Annotated in this window: 16 protein-coding genes, 1 other RNA gene and 1 pseudogene; 4 read left to right on the forward strand and 14 right to left on the reverse strand. The window is 41.0% G+C overall.

Features of this window, described 5'->3' with window-relative positions:
- Positions 1-74: 74 nt before the first annotated feature.
- The 3 genes from DESACI_RS12350 to DESACI_RS12360 are packed head-to-tail and all read left to right on the forward strand — an operon-like array spanning position 75 to position 3,299.
- On the forward strand, positions 75-1,325 hold the full coding sequence (locus tag DESACI_RS12350; protein WP_014827526.1) for a site-specific integrase: 1,251 nt from the start codon (positions 75-77) through the stop codon (positions 1,323-1,325).
- Complete coding sequence (locus tag DESACI_RS12355) at positions 1,322-2,293, forward strand: tyrosine-type recombinase/integrase (protein WP_014827527.1); 972 nt, start codon at positions 1,322-1,324, stop codon at positions 2,291-2,293. The genes DESACI_RS12350 and DESACI_RS12355 overlap by 4 nt, the downstream gene beginning before the upstream one ends.
- The gene (locus DESACI_RS12360) at positions 2,280-3,299 is read left to right on the forward strand and encodes a site-specific integrase (protein WP_014827528.1); all 1,020 of its coding nucleotides are present in this window, start codon (positions 2,280-2,282) and stop codon (positions 3,297-3,299) included. The genes DESACI_RS12355 and DESACI_RS12360 overlap by 14 nt, the downstream gene beginning before the upstream one ends.
- A 23-nt stretch (positions 3,300-3,322) precedes the next feature.
- Here DESACI_RS12360 and istA read toward each other — a convergent pair.
- From istA to DESACI_RS12420, 12 genes and pseudogenes are all read right to left on the reverse strand, one after another.
- Positions 3,323-4,117, reverse strand: a pseudogene (gene istA / locus DESACI_RS12365) (IS21 family transposase); the annotation flags it as partial.
- A gap of 151 nt (positions 4,118-4,268) precedes the next feature.
- On the reverse strand, positions 4,269-4,583 hold the full coding sequence (locus tag DESACI_RS12370; protein ID WP_014827530.1) for a helix-turn-helix domain-containing protein: 315 nt from the start codon (positions 4,581-4,583) through the stop codon (positions 4,269-4,271).
- A gap of 158 nt (positions 4,584-4,741) precedes the next feature.
- Positions 4,742-5,092, reverse strand: a transfer-messenger RNA (tmRNA) gene (ssrA, locus tag DESACI_RS23685).
- A gap of 181 nt (positions 5,093-5,273) precedes the next feature.
- Entirely contained in the window at positions 5,274-6,389 is a 1,116-nt protein-coding gene (locus DESACI_RS12380; protein WP_014827531.1) for an aldo/keto reductase, read from the reverse strand.
- Positions 6,390-6,472: 83 nt separating this feature from the next.
- A complete protein-coding gene (locus tag DESACI_RS12385; RefSeq protein WP_242833048.1) occupies positions 6,473-6,943 on the reverse strand; it encodes a (2Fe-2S)-binding protein in 471 nt (156 codons plus the stop codon).
- A 55-nt stretch (positions 6,944-6,998) separates the two neighbouring features.
- Entirely contained in the window at positions 6,999-7,514 is a 516-nt protein-coding gene (locus DESACI_RS12390; RefSeq protein WP_014827533.1) for a YfiT family bacillithiol transferase, read from the reverse strand.
- Between the two features lie 637 nt (positions 7,515-8,151).
- The gene (locus tag DESACI_RS12395) at positions 8,152-9,546 is read right to left on the reverse strand and encodes a GntP family permease (protein WP_014827534.1); all 1,395 of its coding nucleotides are present in this window, start codon (positions 9,544-9,546) and stop codon (positions 8,152-8,154) included.
- Positions 9,547-9,565: 19 nt separating this feature from the next.
- Positions 9,566-10,744: an acetyl-CoA C-acetyltransferase gene (locus tag DESACI_RS12400; RefSeq protein ID WP_014827535.1), complete on the reverse strand. Its 1,179-nt coding sequence runs from the start codon at positions 10,742-10,744 to the stop codon at positions 9,566-9,568.
- Positions 10,745-10,821: 77 nt separating this feature from the next.
- Positions 10,822-11,568 (reverse strand): 3-oxoacyl-ACP reductase FabG, encoded by a 747-nt coding sequence (gene fabG / locus DESACI_RS12405; RefSeq protein WP_014827536.1) that lies wholly within the window; start codon positions 11,566-11,568, stop codon positions 10,822-10,824.
- Entirely contained in the window at positions 11,565-13,139 is a 1,575-nt protein-coding gene (locus DESACI_RS12410; RefSeq protein ID WP_014827537.1) for an acyl CoA:acetate/3-ketoacid CoA transferase, read from the reverse strand. Before DESACI_RS12410 ends, fabG begins: the two co-directional genes overlap by 4 nt.
- A gap of 330 nt (positions 13,140-13,469) precedes the next feature.
- Positions 13,470-15,164: a sigma-54-dependent Fis family transcriptional regulator gene (locus tag DESACI_RS12415; RefSeq protein WP_014827538.1), complete on the reverse strand. Its 1,695-nt coding sequence runs from the start codon at positions 15,162-15,164 to the stop codon at positions 13,470-13,472.
- Between the two features lie 246 nt (positions 15,165-15,410).
- Complete coding sequence (locus DESACI_RS12420) at positions 15,411-16,070, reverse strand: DUF6483 family protein (protein WP_014827539.1); 660 nt, start codon at positions 16,068-16,070, stop codon at positions 15,411-15,413.
- A gap of 350 nt (positions 16,071-16,420) precedes the next feature.
- Between DESACI_RS12420 and DESACI_RS12425 the strand changes: the two genes are divergently transcribed.
- Positions 16,421-16,621 carry a hypothetical protein gene (locus DESACI_RS12425; protein ID WP_014827540.1) on the forward strand — a complete coding sequence of 67 codons (201 nt, stop codon included), beginning with the start codon at positions 16,421-16,423 and terminating at the stop codon, positions 16,619-16,621.
- A gap of 568 nt (positions 16,622-17,189) precedes the next feature.
- Here the strand turns inward: DESACI_RS12425 and DESACI_RS12430 are convergent.
- Both DESACI_RS12430 and DESACI_RS12435 read right to left on the reverse strand, forming a co-directional pair.
- A complete protein-coding gene (locus tag DESACI_RS12430; protein ID WP_041276079.1) occupies positions 17,190-17,408 on the reverse strand; it encodes a hypothetical protein in 219 nt (72 codons plus the stop codon).
- Positions 17,409-17,412: 4 nt separating this feature from the next.
- Positions 17,413-17,736 carry a heavy metal-binding domain-containing protein gene (locus tag DESACI_RS12435; protein WP_014827542.1) on the reverse strand — a complete coding sequence of 108 codons (324 nt, stop codon included), beginning with the start codon at positions 17,734-17,736 and terminating at the stop codon, positions 17,413-17,415.
- Positions 17,737-17,782 lie beyond the last annotated feature (46 nt).

A 17,782-nucleotide genomic window follows, 5' to 3' on the forward strand; every position in this document is an offset into this window, starting at 1 on the left:
TTTACTTTACATTATTGTCCTCTATAGTTGATTCAAGCGGTGTGCTTAAATCAATTAAGGGGGTATTAGCTTTAATGAAGGAAAATCAAATGACACTTGAGATATTGACGGGTGAAGTCGTCAACTATCTCCAAAAACTTGCCTATTCCGATTCGAGAATTAGTCAATATCGTTCCGCATGGCAAAAAGTAGCCGTATTTATGAGAGACAATGATCTACAATACTATAATGCGTCTGTTGGTGAGGCATTCATTTACCACCTAATTGGAACCAGAGGCTATGATAATCTTGACCGTTGGGAGAAAACTATTATCCAATGCGCCAACGTACTGACAGAATTCCTAGAGACTAGAACTGTGAAATTCAGAAGGAACCAGAAATTCCGGGAACTGCTTGGATCTATCGGTAAGACTATGTTATCTTACATTGATTACAAAAAATCTTATGGAATTTCACGAGAAACGGTTGAAGAGTACAAGAGCAATTTGCGGCGTTTGCTCAATTATCTTAATGATCATGGAATTACAGAGCTAAATTCAATAAATCAGTTGTTTCTTCTGAATTATGCTAATCAGATGGGCTTCTTTACTCCCTATACCAGACATAGGAACCTATCAATCGTTAAAGGGTATCTCCGATATATTTATGATCAGGGACTAGCCGAAATAGATTGTTCCCGGTTGCTCCCAAAGGATAAATATGTTAAGCAGCCAAAACTTCCTTCGACTTATTCCCAAAAAGAAGTCAAAGCTTTATTAGCTGCTATTGATAGGAGTAGTCCAAAGGGAAAACGGGATTATGCAATGGTATTAATTACAGCACGTTTGGGACTCAGAGCCTCCGACGTTTGTAATCTTACCTTTGAAAACATCCTATGGGAAAAGAATCTTATTGTCCTGTACCAACAAAAAACCAAATCCGGAATAGAACTTCCACTGCTAACCGAAATCGGTGAAGCCATCATCGACTATTTAAAATACGGAAGACCTAGTTCAAATGTACCCTTCATATTCCTTCATGTAACTCCCCCGTATGACAGGCTCAACCGATCAACCCTCCATAGCATCGTGTGCTTTTATCTAAGAAGGGCAGATATTCATTACGAAAAGGAACGTAAACACGGTCCCCATGCACTCCGTCACAGCCTAGCCGGAGTCCTGCTTGAGAAAAAGACACCTTTGCCTGTCATTTCCGAAGTACTGGGGCATAAGAACACAGAAAGTACCCGGATCTATCTTAGAATTGATATGAACTCTCTGCGCCAGTGTGCCTTGGAAGTGCCGCCTGTCTCACGCTCTTTTTATGAAAGAGGTTCGGGCAGATGAGCAGATACAAGGGCATATATGCTATTTTGATTAAGCAATACATCGATCTCAAAAGAAACTTGGGCTATAAGTTTAAAGATGCTGAAAGCACCTATTACATCTTTGATCAGTTTACCATCAGAAACGGGGAGACCGAGATTGGCATTACTAAGGAGCTGGCCGATAAGTGGGCAGTGAAACGCCCGAATGAGTCGGATAGTACCTGTTACAAAAGAGTTATGTATCTGATACAGTTTTCCTCTTTCCTCAATGATTCAGGGTATCCTTCATATATTCCTCGGCTACCTAAGGCTTACAAAAGCACTTTTACACCATACATTTTCTCCAAAGAGGAGATGAGGTCCGTCTTTGCAGCCAGTGAACGATTAAAATTGGATAACTTTATGGATTCGGCAGTCAATGTAATTCCTGCACTTTTACGCATGTTATACGGTACGGGAATTCGCATCGGTGAAGCGGTATCTCTAAAAGTGAAAGACGTAAACCTAACTGAACAATACCTAATTATCCGGAAAAGCAAAAATGGCAAGGATCGGATGATTCCTTTCTCTGATTCACTTGCTAACGTTTGCAGGCAATACAGAGATTCCTTACAAGTCGTACAGGGGCCTGAAGATTACTTTTTTGTGAAACGTAATGGGCGCAGATGTAATCCGAAAGCTATCTATGAATGGTTTAGGAAAGTCCTCTGGGAAGCAGGTATTCCTCATGGCGGGAAAGGTCAGGGGCCACGCTTGCACGATATCCGCCACGTTTTTAGCGTACATTCGCTGGCGGCAATGGCAAAGGCTGGTTTAGACCTTTATTACTCTCTTCCAATACTCTCTGAATATCTAGGACACCAGTCCCTGGAGGCAACCGAAAAATATGTTAGGCTGACATCTGAGATGTATCCTGAGATAATTTCCAATGTTAACAATATCTGTGCTTATGCTTTTCCTGAGGTAGACTGCCATGAAACCAACTGATTTCTCGAAGAGATTGACCGATTTCCTGATCTGTTATCTACCCGGTGAAAAAGGTGTTAGTAAAAATACCATTGCATCCTATAAAGATACGTTTATTCTCTTTCTAACATTTATGAAAGATGAGAAAGGAATTCCAGCCAACAAGCTGTTACTCAAACAATTAACTAAAGAAAATATTGTGGATTTTCTGGACTGGATTGAGGAATCCCGGCATTGTTGTACAGCAACACGAAATGTACGCCTTGCTGCCCTGCATTCTTTTTTTCATTACCTACAATACCAGTGCCCAGAAAACCTGCTGGAATGGCAGAGAATACTCTCTATTCCGGTAAAAAGGACAGAAAAGACATCTATTAATTATCTTTCATTGGAAGGTATCCGGTTACTTCTTGAAGAACCGGATCGTTTAACCCGTAATGGGCGAAGAGACCTTGCATTATTGTCACTTATGTATGACAGTGGCGCACGTGTCCAGGAAATCATAGATTTGACACCTTCTATGGTGCGCTTTGATGTACCTTGTACAATAAAATTGATTGGAAAAGGTAATAAGGCTAGGATCGTTCCGCTTCTTGATGCACAGATGAAATTTCTCAAAATGTATATGGCAGAGCAAAAGCTTCTGGAACCATATGCGAATATGTACCCATTATTTAGCAACAGCCGGAAGGAAAAGCTCACTCGTGCCGGAGTAAATTACATACTAGCCAAATATGCGATGCAGGCCAGGACCAAAAATCCATCCATGATACCAGAAAAGTTAAGTTGCCACACTTTAAGGCACTCCAAGGCCATGCATTTGCTTCAGTCGGGTGTCAATCTGGTATATATACGTGATATTCTTGGACACACATCTATCCAGGTCACAGAGGTTTATGCTAGAACAGATTCCCGTCAAAAGCGCGCAGCAATTGAAAAAGCTTATACGGATGTAACACCAGAAGCAACACCGATATGGTTAGCCAATGACGATTTATTAGAATGGCTAAAGTCTTTTTCTAAATAATACTGTGTAGATAATGTAAAGTAAAACGGCGCAACTACCTGTAAAAATGGTACATCCACGACCTTACTATACATTATCTCACACTTTCCATAACCTTTTTCATGACCTTCGCCAGGGTTCATGAAGACCGCTTGGAACCGGTAGTGTTCCTGAAAACGGTCAAACCGTTCCGTGGTCTCACGCCCGCCACCTCGGAGGACTTTGGTGACAATGGTTTTGGTATTGTCAAACCATAATTCTTCAGGGACTCCACCAATGTGCCGAAAAATAGCGTCAAGCCCCTCCAGGAGACATTCCATATTTTCACCATAAAAGAGTTGCAAGTAACCTTTGTTGCTATAGGGAAATGACACTTCAAGATACTTTCCTGTTTTTCGGGTACCATTTTCATAAAAGTCGGCTGTCCCAAAATCGACTTGTGCCTCACCTGGACGGTGCTCTAGCGGAAGGAATCCGCCTTTGGCACTATTGAAAAGCTCCTTGTGCTTTACGGCATAGTAGTTGGCAACGGTCCTATATGAGCAATTAAAACCAGCGAACTCCTTCTTAAGACGGTTAAAGACTCTCTTGGCAGTATGCCGCTGTTTTCGAGGTGCCTGTTTATCCTCTTCAAGCCACTTATCAATGGTTGACTTGTAGGGATCTAGTTTAGGACAGAAACGTTGATTTGAAGCCGGCTTGGGGGCTGGTTTGTTAAAATCCGTCTTATCGACATACTTCTGTACCGTCTTCCAGTCCAAGTGTAGAGTATCTGCAATTTGAGAAATGTTTTCTCCTTTCACGAAGTAACGGAATCTGATATCATGAACCTTGTCCATTGTAAGCATTCTCCTTTCCTCCTTGTATCCTCTCTTCAACAGATACAAGGATATAGGCTATGGTTTATGCCTGCAATGGATTTTGCAATACTATGGAATTTCCAATTGCAACACTCTGGAATTTTAACTTGCAACTTTCGGTACTTTTATCTTACAACAAACACCAGTAACGTAACTGGCAAGTTGATTTAATACCATATTTCCTACATATATCCATGTAGGAACCACCGCCCACCAAATAATCTTTGACAGCTGAAGTTCTAAGTTCCACAGAATAGGCAGTATTCTTAGATGTATTAATTAGTCCATTTGGACCTAGTGAATGGTATGTTTGAAGCCATTGCTGGGCGGATTTAAAATCAACACCTAGAAGACTTGCTAAATGAGATAGTGTATCTTCTCCACGAAGATACTTTTCAATTGCCGCTATTTTTTCTGACCCTGATACTCTTGATCTATGGGACAAAAAAAGCTCCTCCTTATGATAACAGTTTTATTATTTTAACTGTCTACCATAAAGGGAGCATATCACAAAGTGATGCTTAAATTACCCATAAACGCCGAAAAGCCCAGCATTGCTGGACTTTTTATGTTATTAATTGTATCAATTATTGAGTACTTATTTGGCGGAGACGAGGGGATTTGCGCCCCTGTATCGAAGAGCTGCCACAAAAGCGTCTACGCGTGTGTCCTTTAATTTAACCTTCACCGTTAATGACTCCTAAAGGCAAGGATTCATTTCAGACTAGCTCGATCATCTTAGCTAATGTCTTCGAGCATTGAATTTGAGCGTCCTACTAAATTGACACCCTGGCCCTTCATCGTAGGTCTTGAAAGCAGGATGCTAACAGCACTTAGGCAGCTAGGGCGTAATTATTTTCGTTAACTATTTTGGTCCACCGTTTAACGAGACCAGGTGGAATCTCGACGCGCAACTTTTGTCACTGCTTCCCCGAGCGAGTCCAAAACGCCCCCATATGAAATGTTACTTGCATAATACCCTTTCAACTTTTCTTCCATAACCAACCTTCCGAGGCTTAAGATATAGCGATTAGTGGTAGTTAAAAATTGCCAATGTGCCTGGATAAATTGTTGTGAAATGATATCAGTGTTTCCCGTTTTTACTGTTCCAGCCCATTCTCTTGTCAAAAGTTATTTAGGGCTGGGCCGTGAATTCCTCGTGAACTTTTTTAAGTAAAATGGGTATATTTAGACCCTGTGGGCATTGTTCCATACAAAGTTCGCAAGATATACATTGATCGGCACCGGAACCTGAAGGCAACAAACTAATACGATAGACCCCTTTGTCTACCCAGTGGGATTTCATAAGCTGGTTACTATTATAGAGACGGAATATTTCAGGAATACTGACACCTTGGGGGCAGGGCATACAATATCTGCAGCCTGTACAGCCAATGCTATTTTTCGACTCAAAAATTCCCCTTATCTTTTTAATGAGATTTTGATCCTCTTCTGTCATTACATTCGGTGCGGAATCGTTAAAGATTCTCAAATTATCTTTTAACTGTTCCAAAGTATTTGTTCCACTCAAAATGACCGATACTTCAGGCATATTATAGAGCCAGCGGAAACACCACTCAACAAGTGAACGTTTTTCCGGATAATGACTAATTAAATCGTATACTTCCTCGGGGACATTATTAAGCATGAATCCTCCTCTTAACGGCTCCATGATGACCATGGCGACTCCTTTATCCGCCGCATATTTTAAGCCTTCGACCCCTGCCTGTAAAGTTTCATCCAAAATATTTAATTGGATTTGCGCCATCTCCCAGTCAAAAGTATCTACGATTTCTTTAAATGCCGATAAAGTTCCATGAAAGGAAAAAGCCTTATGCCTTATTTTCCCTTTTTGAACCATCTTGTCTAGGAAACTAAAGCCGTCAAATTTTCTAACCTTCTCCCAATTATCATGACTTAAGTTATGCAGCAGATAAACATCAATGTATTCTGTTCCAAGACGTTTTAGTTCTTCATCCAAATATTTTTCAAAATCCTCATGCTTACTTATGTGCCAGATAGGGTTTTTCGTTGCTATGAAAGTTTTATTTCTGTAACCATCTTTGAGAGCTTTTCCAGTTATTATTTCGCTATCCTTATACATGTAAGCGGTATCAATGTAGTTCACCCCATGATCTAGTGCATACCTAACCATTTCAATTGCATCTTTCTCGCTCGATGGGAATCGCATACAACCCAGCCCAAACCTAGAAACGTTAAGTCCCGTTTTTCCAAATTGCGTATACTGCATTTGACACACTCCATTTCCAATATTGTCTTTCAAATGAAGGTAATATCTGCGAAAACATGCCCAGAATATACACTACTAACCTACTACTGGCCTTTTGTTACTTTCCTTAAAGCGAGACCTTTGGCAATCACCGATTGCACAACAGAAGAACATCAGGCACCTGCCGGATTTTTAGTAAGACATTCGTGCCCAGTATTTGCCCCAGTATGCTTTTTAATATCGTCCAGAGAAGAGCAACATTTTGCGATCGCCACATGATATAAAATTTCATCCTCCGTAACGTTTGCACAATAACAAATTGAAACGGGAGGAGGAACTTCCTTAAGCCAGATCTTATTAATCAATTGTTCTTGGGGGATTGTCTTCTTATTTTGAGTATAATAGGCAACATCGCATTCGGGAGTTGTACAGAGGAAAAACTGTTCGCCTTCAACTTTAAAACCCTGTTTTACCTGATGCTGAACTGTAATTTTGCGAACCTTCTGTCCTATACCATGACAAAGAGGACAAGTCGGAGCCATTTCTTTATCTTTATTCGTGTTAAGTTGAATCATAGTTTATCATTTCCTTCTTTAGATCTAAAAATCTAAGTATAGGGGGTGTGGAAAGCTAAAGGCCAATATAGTTAGTAATGTGTGCTAAATGATGATTACCATGCCAGGCATATAACCCAATTCCCTTTCTAAGGCTTACGTCTCCGGCCTCTGGATGGCGAAATTGACAATTAAGTTCGGTGCCTGATAACGACCTCATTAAAAAAGCCCATCTTTCATGTAGAGTTTCGATAAGCTTCAGAGAAACCTCGACTGGTAATGTTCGTGCGTCTTCAAGCTCTGCCCATAACGCTTCGTTATACGGCATTATTGTAGGGTTATTCTCAGTCAGTGCGAGTTTGAATCTTATGTAACCATTCATATGACTATCTGCTATATGATGAACAACTTGCCGGATCGTCCATCCCCCTGGCCTGTAGGATGAATTTAATTGTTCCTTACTCAAATCTTTAACCGAATCAGCAAGCAAACGTGGCAAAACCTCGATTTGAGCAATCAAATTCTCAACTTGATCCAGACTAACATCTTCTGACATATTAAATTGACCGATGGGATACCTAAGTTTATCCATAACTGAACATGACCTCCTTTTGGTTAATCAATGGATTGCCTCCTTCAGTTCCTCAACATCGTAAAATATCCTGGTTGATGTTCCACAAAAACTTGATAAGAGCCATTTTATAATGCCAAGTCAGCATATTTTAAAAAGTAATCAAAGCTTACATTTGTTACCTTATTGATACCTACTACTCCTATACATGCTGTGGCTTTTATACATTTCCCTTCATAATAATATGATTTGTAAATACTCCATTTCTAACCCCTATATAGTTCATTTATTAACATTTTATCATATAATTTATTTTTATGGGGTATCAGACTACTCGCCCCCCTGGCTTGGAAAGCAGAAAAAAAATTAATCAATGGGGTTTGAATATGTGTTTATCCACTTCTTCTTATTCTGAGGTTCGGAAGGACAACAATATGGGGAAGGCAGTTAATATCTACCCTCCCCCTGTTAACTCCTAATTATCTCCTCAAGAGCATTTCTTGAAAACCGCCGTACCATTCACAACAATTTCTCCATGTTGGTTAGTTACTGTAGTTTGCTGCACTTTCCGCAAATTAGTGGTGCGATCTTCCAAAATTCCGAGACGCTAAGACTTCACTTACGTCTAGGAAAAAGCTATTTAAATTTACTTCATTTCTTAAGCAAAACGGAATATAGTGGTGATTCCAATCAAAACAAATACTGTGCTTGCCTTTATTAAGGTAATTGCAAAGATGTCTTTATAGGACTGCTTATGGGTTAAGCCGCTGATCGCCAGGAGGGTAATTACCGCACCATTATGCGGCAGGGTATCCATCCCGCCGGAAGCCATGGAGGCAACACGGTGCAAGAGTTCCGGGCTCACATTAGCTTTATGGGCCCAAGCCAGATAGTCTTTGCCAAAGGTATCAAGTGCTATACTCATTCCACCAGAGGCTGAACCGGTTACCCCTGCTAAAGTATTCACCGTAACGGCTTCAGATAATAACGGACTGCCGCCGTGATTGATGTTCATGAGAGCATGGGCAATGGAGTTGAAACCAGGAAGTGTTTTAATAACATTACCATATCCTACTTCGGATGCTGTATTCATAACCGCGAGTAAAGAACCGATAGCGCCGGCATTAATTGCTTTAGCGACATTGCCATTAATTCGCTTTGGATTAAGCACTAAAGCAATAAATGTGCCCGCCGCTAAACCAATGATTAAGGCCCAGTTGTTCATAGTTCCGACCACGCCATCTTTAGGAATACTATAGGGAGCCTTTGTAACCCATGAAGCAATATCCCATTGGGGAAAAACAACTTTTTGTAATAATAATGTAACAACAAGTACGGAAATTAGAGGTATTGTTGCCAATAAGGCATTGGGCAGATTTTGGTCTTCAACCAGTTCCGGTTCATTCGCATGAAGGCCATATCCTTCACCGGCCGCCTGGGCTTTCCTTTTACGCCATTCAAGATAAAGAATGCCAACCACAAATATGATAATCGCTCCTGCTGTTCCAAACACCGGGGCAGCATATAAATCCGTATTAAAAAATTTCATGGGGATAGTATTTTGAATCTGCGGTGTACCCGGCAGAGCATCCATCGTGAAGGTAAAGGCACCTAAGGCAATCGTTGCCGGGATTAAGCGTTTGGGAATATCCGCTTCTTTAAAAATCGAAGCAGCAAAGGGGTAAACGGCAAAGGCAACCACAAAAAGACTGACCCCGCCATAGGTGAGAATTGCACATGATAAAACCACCGAGAGCATCGCTTGTTTTTTACCTAACTTCTGAACAATAGCTTTAGCAATGGCTTTCGCTGCACCGGATTCCTCCATCGCTTTACCGAACACAGCTCCAAGGAGAAAGAATGGAAAGTAAACTTTTACATAACTGGCCAAATTGGGGAGAAACACTTCAGTGTAAGTCGGCATAATGGCCATTCCCGATAGTACTGCTGCTAGGAGGGCAAACACCGGAGCGAAGAAGATAACGGAATATCCTTTATAAGCCATGAACATCAGAAGTCCCAAGCTTAGCAAAATCCCAAGTACTGCTAACATATAAATCCCCCTTTATTTATTACCTTTCTACAATCATGGCTATACCTTGACCGCCGCCAATGCACAACGTTGCTAGGCCACGTTTGACTTGCTGCTTTTTCATTTCATGAAGCAATGTGACCAAGACTCTTGTTCCCGAGGCACCAATAGGATGCCCTAACGCTATAGCTCCACCATTGATATTCGTTTTGTCAGCATCGAGTAGAAGTTCCCTGGCCACGCTTAAAGTTTGAGATGCAAAAGCCTCGTTGGCCTCAATAAGGTCGATGTCTTCAATCTTCAGGTTAGCTTTTGCCAAAGCTTTGCGCGAGGCCGGAATTGGACCGGTTCCCATGATCAGCGGATCCACGCCGGCAGAAGCCCACGAAGTAATCGTTGCCAGTGGAGTCAAACCAAGCTCCTCTGCTTTTTCCATAGACATGACTACGACTGCGGCCGCACCGTCATTGATTCCGGAAGCATTTCCCGCTGTAACGGTGCCATCTTTTTTAAATGCCGGTCTTAATTTTGCTAACCCGTCATAGGTAGCACCGAAACGCGGGAATTCATCTTGATTAACCAAGATTGTTTCACCCTTCCGTTGCGGGACAGGGACAGCGATGATTTCATCTTTGAATTTTCCCGACTTAATTGCGGCTTCGGCACGGTTTTGGCTGGATACCGCATACTTGTCTTGTTCCTCCCGGGAAATGTCATAGTGTTCAGCAATATTTTCTGCCGTAACTCCCATATGGATGTTATGGAAGGCATCGGTCAAACCATCATTAATCATGGTATCGATCACTGCATGATTCCCCATGCGATAGCCATTCCGGGCTTTGGGCAAAGCATAGCTTGCCTGAGACATGCTTTCCATTCCACCGGCAACAACAATATCCGCATCATTGCTTAGAATTGCCTGTGCCGCACAGATCACGGCCTTTAAGCCTGATCCGCATACTTTGCTTACAGTCCAGGCAGGAACTTCTTGGGGAACACCTGCTTTCATTGCGGCTTGACGAGCAGGATTTTGTCCTTGGGCTGCCGATAACACATTCCCCATAATCACTTCTTCGACTTGGTCAAGCTTTAGACCGGCACGTTTAATTGCTTCCTTTATGACAACAGCTCCAAGTTCGGCTGCGGGAATTTGAGATAAAGCTCCTTCAAAACTGCCAATGGGTGTCCTTACTGCACTTACGATTACGACTTGTCTCATAATTTACCTCCTGCATAAATAAACGAACACAAAACCATAATGATTTCCAGTCACCAGTGCTTGTAGGCATCCCGTGCTTAAAAGTGGAAGCCGCCGTTGATATCTAAGACAGAGCCAGTTACATAACCGGAAGTGTCCTCTGCCAGAAAAAGTACAGCTTCGGCTATCTCTTGAGGTTCGGCAAAACGCCCCACCGGAATTTTAGCAATAATTCCGTTAAGGACATCTTCCGGATAAGTCATCATCATTGAGGTTTTGATATAGCCGGGAGCAACTGCATTGACTGTAATGCCCTTTTTGGCATTTTCCGCAGCAGTTATTTTCGTTAACCCAATCAGTCCCGTCTTAGCCGTTGCGTAATACCCCGTTCCGGCAACTCCTGTTCTGGCGGTTACTGAAGAAATATTTACAATCCGGCCGTAATTTTGCTGGCCCATGGAAGGTAAGACTGCTTTAGTACAGAGAAAAGGGCCGGTGAGATTGACCGCTATGACTGCGTCCCACTTTGATTTCTCTGCTTTATGGATTAAACCGTCTCGATTAATTCCTGCATTATTAACTAAAATATCAATACGGCCGAAGCGTTCCAAAACGTTCCTCGTCATCTCTTCAACTTCAGCCTCATTACTTACATCTGCAAGAAAAAGTTCTGCTTCAGCTCCCAGCTCTCTCAATTCTGTAATCGTCTCAAGGGCTTGTTTTTCATTGAAGCGAACATCATTGATTGCCAGTTTTGCCCCTTCACGGGCAAACGTTATTGCTATGGCTTTTCCCAAGCCTTGACCAGCACCGGTTATTAAAGTTACGCGATCTTTGGTTCTCATTTTGCCACACACTCCATATACGTTTTTTCATACTTCATCAAACCAAGATTAAAGATCCGGTGATCCATTTCTTTCAGTTCAGACGATATTCTGGGACGGGGACTCATCAGGGATAATACATCTTTTTCCACATCAATCCCCGGTGCAATTTCCTTAAGGATCAGACCTTCTTCACTCAGGGAGAATACGGCTCGTTCAGTGATATATATTACTTTCTTGCCATTCTTCCTCGCATAATGACCACTAAAGGTAATCTGTTCTACCTCTTCTATGAATTTAGGAATTTTCCCCTCGTTAATAATGTTTAGACTGCCCTCTGTAACCGCTACCTCGAGTCCACCGGCTGTAAAGGTTCCGCAAAATACTACTTTTTTGGCATTCTGAGTGATGTTGATAAAACCACCGGCACCGGCAATCCTCGGTCCAAACTTGCTGACATTCACATTTCCCTGGGCGTCCGCTTGAGCCATTCCCAAAAACGCTATATCCAGCCCTCCACCATCGTAAAAATCAAATTGGTACGGCTGATCGATAATACAATCCGGATTAAAGCTGGCCCCGAAACTCAATCCGCCTGCGGGAACCCCTCCGATTCCTCCGGATTCTAAAGTCAGGTTCATTTCATCTAACGTTCCCTCTTCTGTTGCAACGGCTGCTATCCCTTCAGGCATTCCAATCCCCAGGTTTACGACAGCTCCGAGGCTAAGTTCCATATAAGCTCTGCGAGCAATAACTTTTCGTTCATCAAGAGGCATAGTTTCAAGTTGAGAGAGTGGTAAGCGAAGTTCTCCGCTGTAAGCAGGGTTATATTGTTCTGCAAACGACTGCATATGCCTGTCAGGATTGGCTTTGACAATCACATCAACCAAAATTCCTGGAATGATCACTTCCCGAGGGTTTAAAGTTCCGCGTCGAACAACCCTTTCAACCTGAACAATGACAAGGCCCCCATTATTTTTTACAGCTTGAGCAATAGACAGCACCTCTAAGGTTAATGCTTCTTTCTCAAGAGATATATTTCCATCCTCATCAGATGTCGTACCTCGTAAAAGTGCAATTTCGATTGGAAAACTATGATAAAGCAAATATTCTTTACCTTGGACAGATAAAAGTTCAACTAAATTTTCTTGGGTTACTTTGTTTAATCTTCCACCGCCCAGACGGGGATCGACAAAGGTATCCAACCCCACATGGGTCAAGGTTCCAGGTTTGCCTGCGGCAATATCTCGAAACAAGTGCGTTATAACACCTTGAGGAAAATTGTAGGCTTCGATTTTTTCTTCAACTGCCATTTTCCCCAACTTAGGAGCCAGATTCCAATGCCCGCCGACGACACGTTTTAGCAATCCCTCGTGGGCGAGGTGGTTCAAACCTTTATCTCGTCCATCTCCTTGTCCGGCTGCATATACCAACGTTAAATTTCGCGGTTCACCCGTTTCAAGGAACCTCTTTTCCAGCGCTTCGGTGAGTTCTTCCGGATGACCAATCCCGACAAAACCATCAATGGCTATGGTACTGCCGTGTGGAATTAACTCTACCGCTTCATTCGCTGACATAAATCGTTTTCGCACGTTCTTTACTCTCCTCCGTTTCTGCTTTCTGTTGGATAGAGTCAACATCAAGAAGTCTTTCTGAAGCCCAAATTAAAATACTCCTCCCTCTCTTCATGTAATTCGACATATTTCTTGGTTATTTGATTTCAAATATTCTAAATAGCAAAAACCGTGCCAAAAAAATAAAAACCCGCAGGCTGATAAATCTGCAGGTTTCTTTGTTACTATTCCGGAAATCCGGAAAACAATGAAAGATTCTGTTGTTTGGAAACACATAAACTATTGAATATATAGGTTCTCAGCCTATATTCCGGAAACCCGGACTCCGTTTCCATGTATCCGGAAAAGTTAAATACCGTAACGTGACATTTTTTCATAAAAACTGGATTTGCTTAAACCTAAGCGCCTTGCGGCTTCAATAACATTTCCATGGGTAGTTTCGAGAGCCTTTTTTAACATCTCGCACTCTTTTTTGGCAAGAGCTTCTTTTAACGTTACAATGGCTGCCCCATTAGTAGTCTCAATAAGGTAATCCGGTAAATGTTCCGCTAATATTTCGTCGCCATCGACGATATTTAAAGCTCGTTCCAGTACATTTTCTAATTCACGGATATTCCCCGGCCAACTATGGTTTAAGAGGATTTCTAAAGCATCTGAACTGATTTTTTTATGTCCGCAGCCAAGAACTTTCCCGAGTTTATCAAGAAAATGCTCAATTAATACGGGGATATCTTCAGTCCGTTGGCGAAGAGCCGGTATTGGTAAACTAACAACGTTCAGCCTATAAAAGAGATCTTGCCGAAACTTTCCATCAAGAACCAGTTCTTCTAGTTCACAATTAGTAGCAGCAATGACACGGGTGTTAATTTTAATCGTTTGCGTCCCACCAACCCGTTCCAACTCTCTCTCTTGTAAAACACGTAAAAGCTTAACCTGCATACTTAAGGGCATATCGCCTATCTCATCAAGAAAGATACTTCCGCCCTCTGCCTGTTCGAATTTGCCTATTTTGCCGCCTTTTTTGGCCCCAGTGAACGCTCCTTCCTCATAACCGAACAATTCGGATTCCAACAAGTTTTCTGGTATAGCAGCACAATTTACTTTAATAAACGCCTTGGCATAGAAAGGCGACGAATTATGTATAGCGTGAGCGAATAGTTCTTTACCCGTTCCGCTTTCCCCCCTAAGAAGCACCGTAGAACGGCTTGTTGCAGCTTTGCTAACCATTTCTTTCAGATCAGAAATTACTTTGCTCTTGCCTATAATATTTTCTACAGAGTAACGAGCCTGCTGTTGTTGACGCCGCAGCCTGCCTTTATAATACTCCAGTTCTTGCTTTAAACGGCGAGTTTGTTCCTGTAACTGATCAATTTCTGAAACATCTCTAAAAAGCACTTTACCAACTGCGCCGATAATTTTATTCCCCTCGCGGATGGGGATCCGGTCACAAATCATATCATGCCCCTTGATCCGTTGAATCTGCCGAATTTCAGGTTTTCCAGTTTTGACGACGATATGCAGCCGTGTATTTTCCACAACTTCTTCTACCGGACGACCAATCATCTTTTCCCGCTTAACTCCTATAAAGTTTTCATAGGCTTGGTTAAACGTTGTGACATAACCGTTCTCATCGACAATTACAATTCCCTCATAGGCAGTATCTAAGACGGTTGTTAGGATATTTTTCCATTTCTCCGTATCTTCCAGTTTTTTTCGGACCTCTTTCAATTCGGTAACATCATTAAGAAGGAGTAATATGCCCGTTTGTTTCTCAGTTATGGTTACCGGAAAAGTGCATACATTTAATGTTTTTGCTTTGACAGACACTGTTTCCTCAGTAATGACTTGCTCCATTTCACCGCTTTTAGCGGGTTTTATGGTTGGTAAATACATGGCTAATGGTTTACCTGCCAGGCAATTTGCAGAACTGACCAACATCCGTTCAGCAGAAGGGTTTGCCGCCTCAATTATTAACTCAGAATTACATAAAATCATGCCTTGAACGCATGTCTGCCAAATTAATGATAATTTGGAAAAATACACAGATTAGTCCTCCTTGAAGAAATTATGGAACAAGCGAGAAATATCTTAAAACTCTTCATACGTCATTATACGACATGTTTTTACATATACAAGCTTCAAAGTCGCTTGTTCTAGTTTTTGGCATAGTTGGCTAAGGTGTTTGTTCGTCGAATATGAAAATTACCCGTTCCATGGTTAGAATAGAAAGAAAAGAGCAATAGAGTGAGAGTGAAAATCGTCTCATCTCTATTGCTCTTCTTGATTATTTTACCCGTTATAATGCCTGAGACTTTCTAACCCTTCTAACACCTCATCGAAAGGTAGATTCCCTTTTTCAAGTTCATCATGATCTTTATCCTTTAATCTTTCGTAAAATGAGATACCTTTTTTTAAAATATCTTTATTATTTTCATCCGATTTAAGTAAATGAAAGAGCACATCTTCGGCTTTGGCATAGCTTTGAGTTGATTCATAATACTGGAATAACAAAAGCTCGCTTTCATTAGGCAAGTTATACCAACCAAGTTTATCAACGACTTCATTTACCTTAACAACATTCGATTCTGAGATTGGATTATTATCATTGAGTAGAATATTGAGCATTATATTTAAGCTTTTTGCCAATAAATTGTTTGCTCTTGACTTCTCTCCCCTAATTTCATAAATTTCAGCTTGTTGAACTAATAGTTCGCTAAGCATTAAATATTTTTCTGAATTTACCGTATTGCCGCCGATTTTGTGGATTAGAATATCATAAGGAAGTGCTTCTATTACTTTCATATCGAGGTCAGTAAAGTGCTTTAGTGTTTCACTAAGTACCTCTTGACTTTCTTCAATTTTATTTTCCGCCTTTAACCCAGCAATTTTTGCTATAGCATTTGTGAACTCTTTTATCATTTTCATTAAATAATCTTTTTCTTCAAACATTTCTATGCTCCTATCCGATCATTGATGTTAATATTATATCCCCAATTTACGAGTTTCCATAGCGATTTTCCCATGAGTTCCCTGCAAACGGAATGAAAAATTAATTCAAATTCCAGATAAACTAGAAGGTACGAGGTAAACTAAAACCGGTAGATGCTAAGAACCTACACGAGGATCTGGACAAAACTCTAAATTTTTATATGCTCGAAATATAGTTTATTTCAAAAGGGCGTATGCTGAGTTAGAAAAAGCTAAAAATATGTATACTCGGCAATTAGGTAATTTGGAATTAGGTAATTTTGAACTTAAAATCAGATCATGATTTCGTGATTAAGGAGGGAATTAATTATATGAACCTCAAGACCATTGAGCTCACAAGAGGAATACTTGAAGTTGATCTTAGTAATATTTCTGGTGAAGAAATTGCAACAATTAACGCGAATTTACACAGAGGTGCCAGCCTGGTTAATTTAGAATCAAAAGGGGGAAAATTGATATTTACTATTGAAAAAGAACATAGAAGTAATAACGGTAAAAAGTCACCAGATTAATAATCTGTCTCCAAGGCACAGGCGCAAGAGACTGTCAGATACAATACAATTATGCTATAAGATAAAGACAATGTCTCGCACGTATTAACTTTCTTGCAGAATACAACCAAAAGCATAAAGAAAACTTAGCTGGCGCTAAGCCTCTGGCGAAAGCGGCAGGTTAGTTGCACTTATGCTAGAGGACGAAGACACTGTCTTCGCACGTATAAACTCTTCTTGCAGTATTTAACCGAAGGTTATACTTTCCGATAGTATAAAAAATAAACCAGGTGAATTGCCCCGGTTTATTTTTTATTGAAGAAGAAATTAAAGAGATATTTCAAAGGATTTACCACCAAAAGCCTCCCCAGAAAGGACGCCAAAAAGGCCTATACCATCCAAAACCCCAACCCCATGGTCCAAAACCAAACATGCTATCACCTCCATTGCTTTCTCACTTCTAATATATGGAGATGTATAATAATGGTTCCTCAAAAGGATTAATGTGCCAATCCAGATAGCCTTGGTAACTCTGGGGGGCAATCAATCTGACTCTAATTTGGGTTATTGGCTGATATTCCCTTATGCTCTAATTTTCATGGTAAAATCTATCTCCTGTTAGCGGATTATAATATACTCTAAGCCTTTTATTAGTTACAGGATCATGGAAAACCTCATTTGTGGCAATATATCCTTTAGGGATGTTTTCTCCATGATTTTTTCGATATCGTTTATCCCAAATTAGCCATGAGAGAACTGCAATAATAATGAGGCCTACCAAAAATAACAAATTAATTCTTCCAAGCATTATATTAAGCTTCTTTCTCCACAACAACAGCAGTCCCATAGGCTACAATTTCACTCATCGTTTGACCGATTTCACTAGAATCGAATCTCATCATAACTACCGCGTTTGCCCCCATAGCCTGGGCGTTTTTAACCAATCTGTCAATTGCTTGTTTACGTGTATCTTCAAGTAACGCTGTATATTCATGAATTTCTCCACCGACAATGCTTCGCAATCCGGCTACAAGGTTCCCCCCTAATCCTCTACTACGAACCACAACTCCGAAAACTTGCCCTTTTATTTCATTGACTTTGTATCCTTGGATATTTTCAGTGGTAACGACCAACATTGCCATCACTCCTCAATCATTTTATCCTTATTTTACGCAAATCATT

The organism is Desulfosporosinus acidiphilus SJ4, assembly GCF_000255115.2.
In the GTDB taxonomy this organism is placed as follows: domain Bacteria; phylum Bacillota; class Desulfitobacteriia; order Desulfitobacteriales; family Desulfitobacteriaceae; genus Desulfosporosinus; species Desulfosporosinus acidiphilus.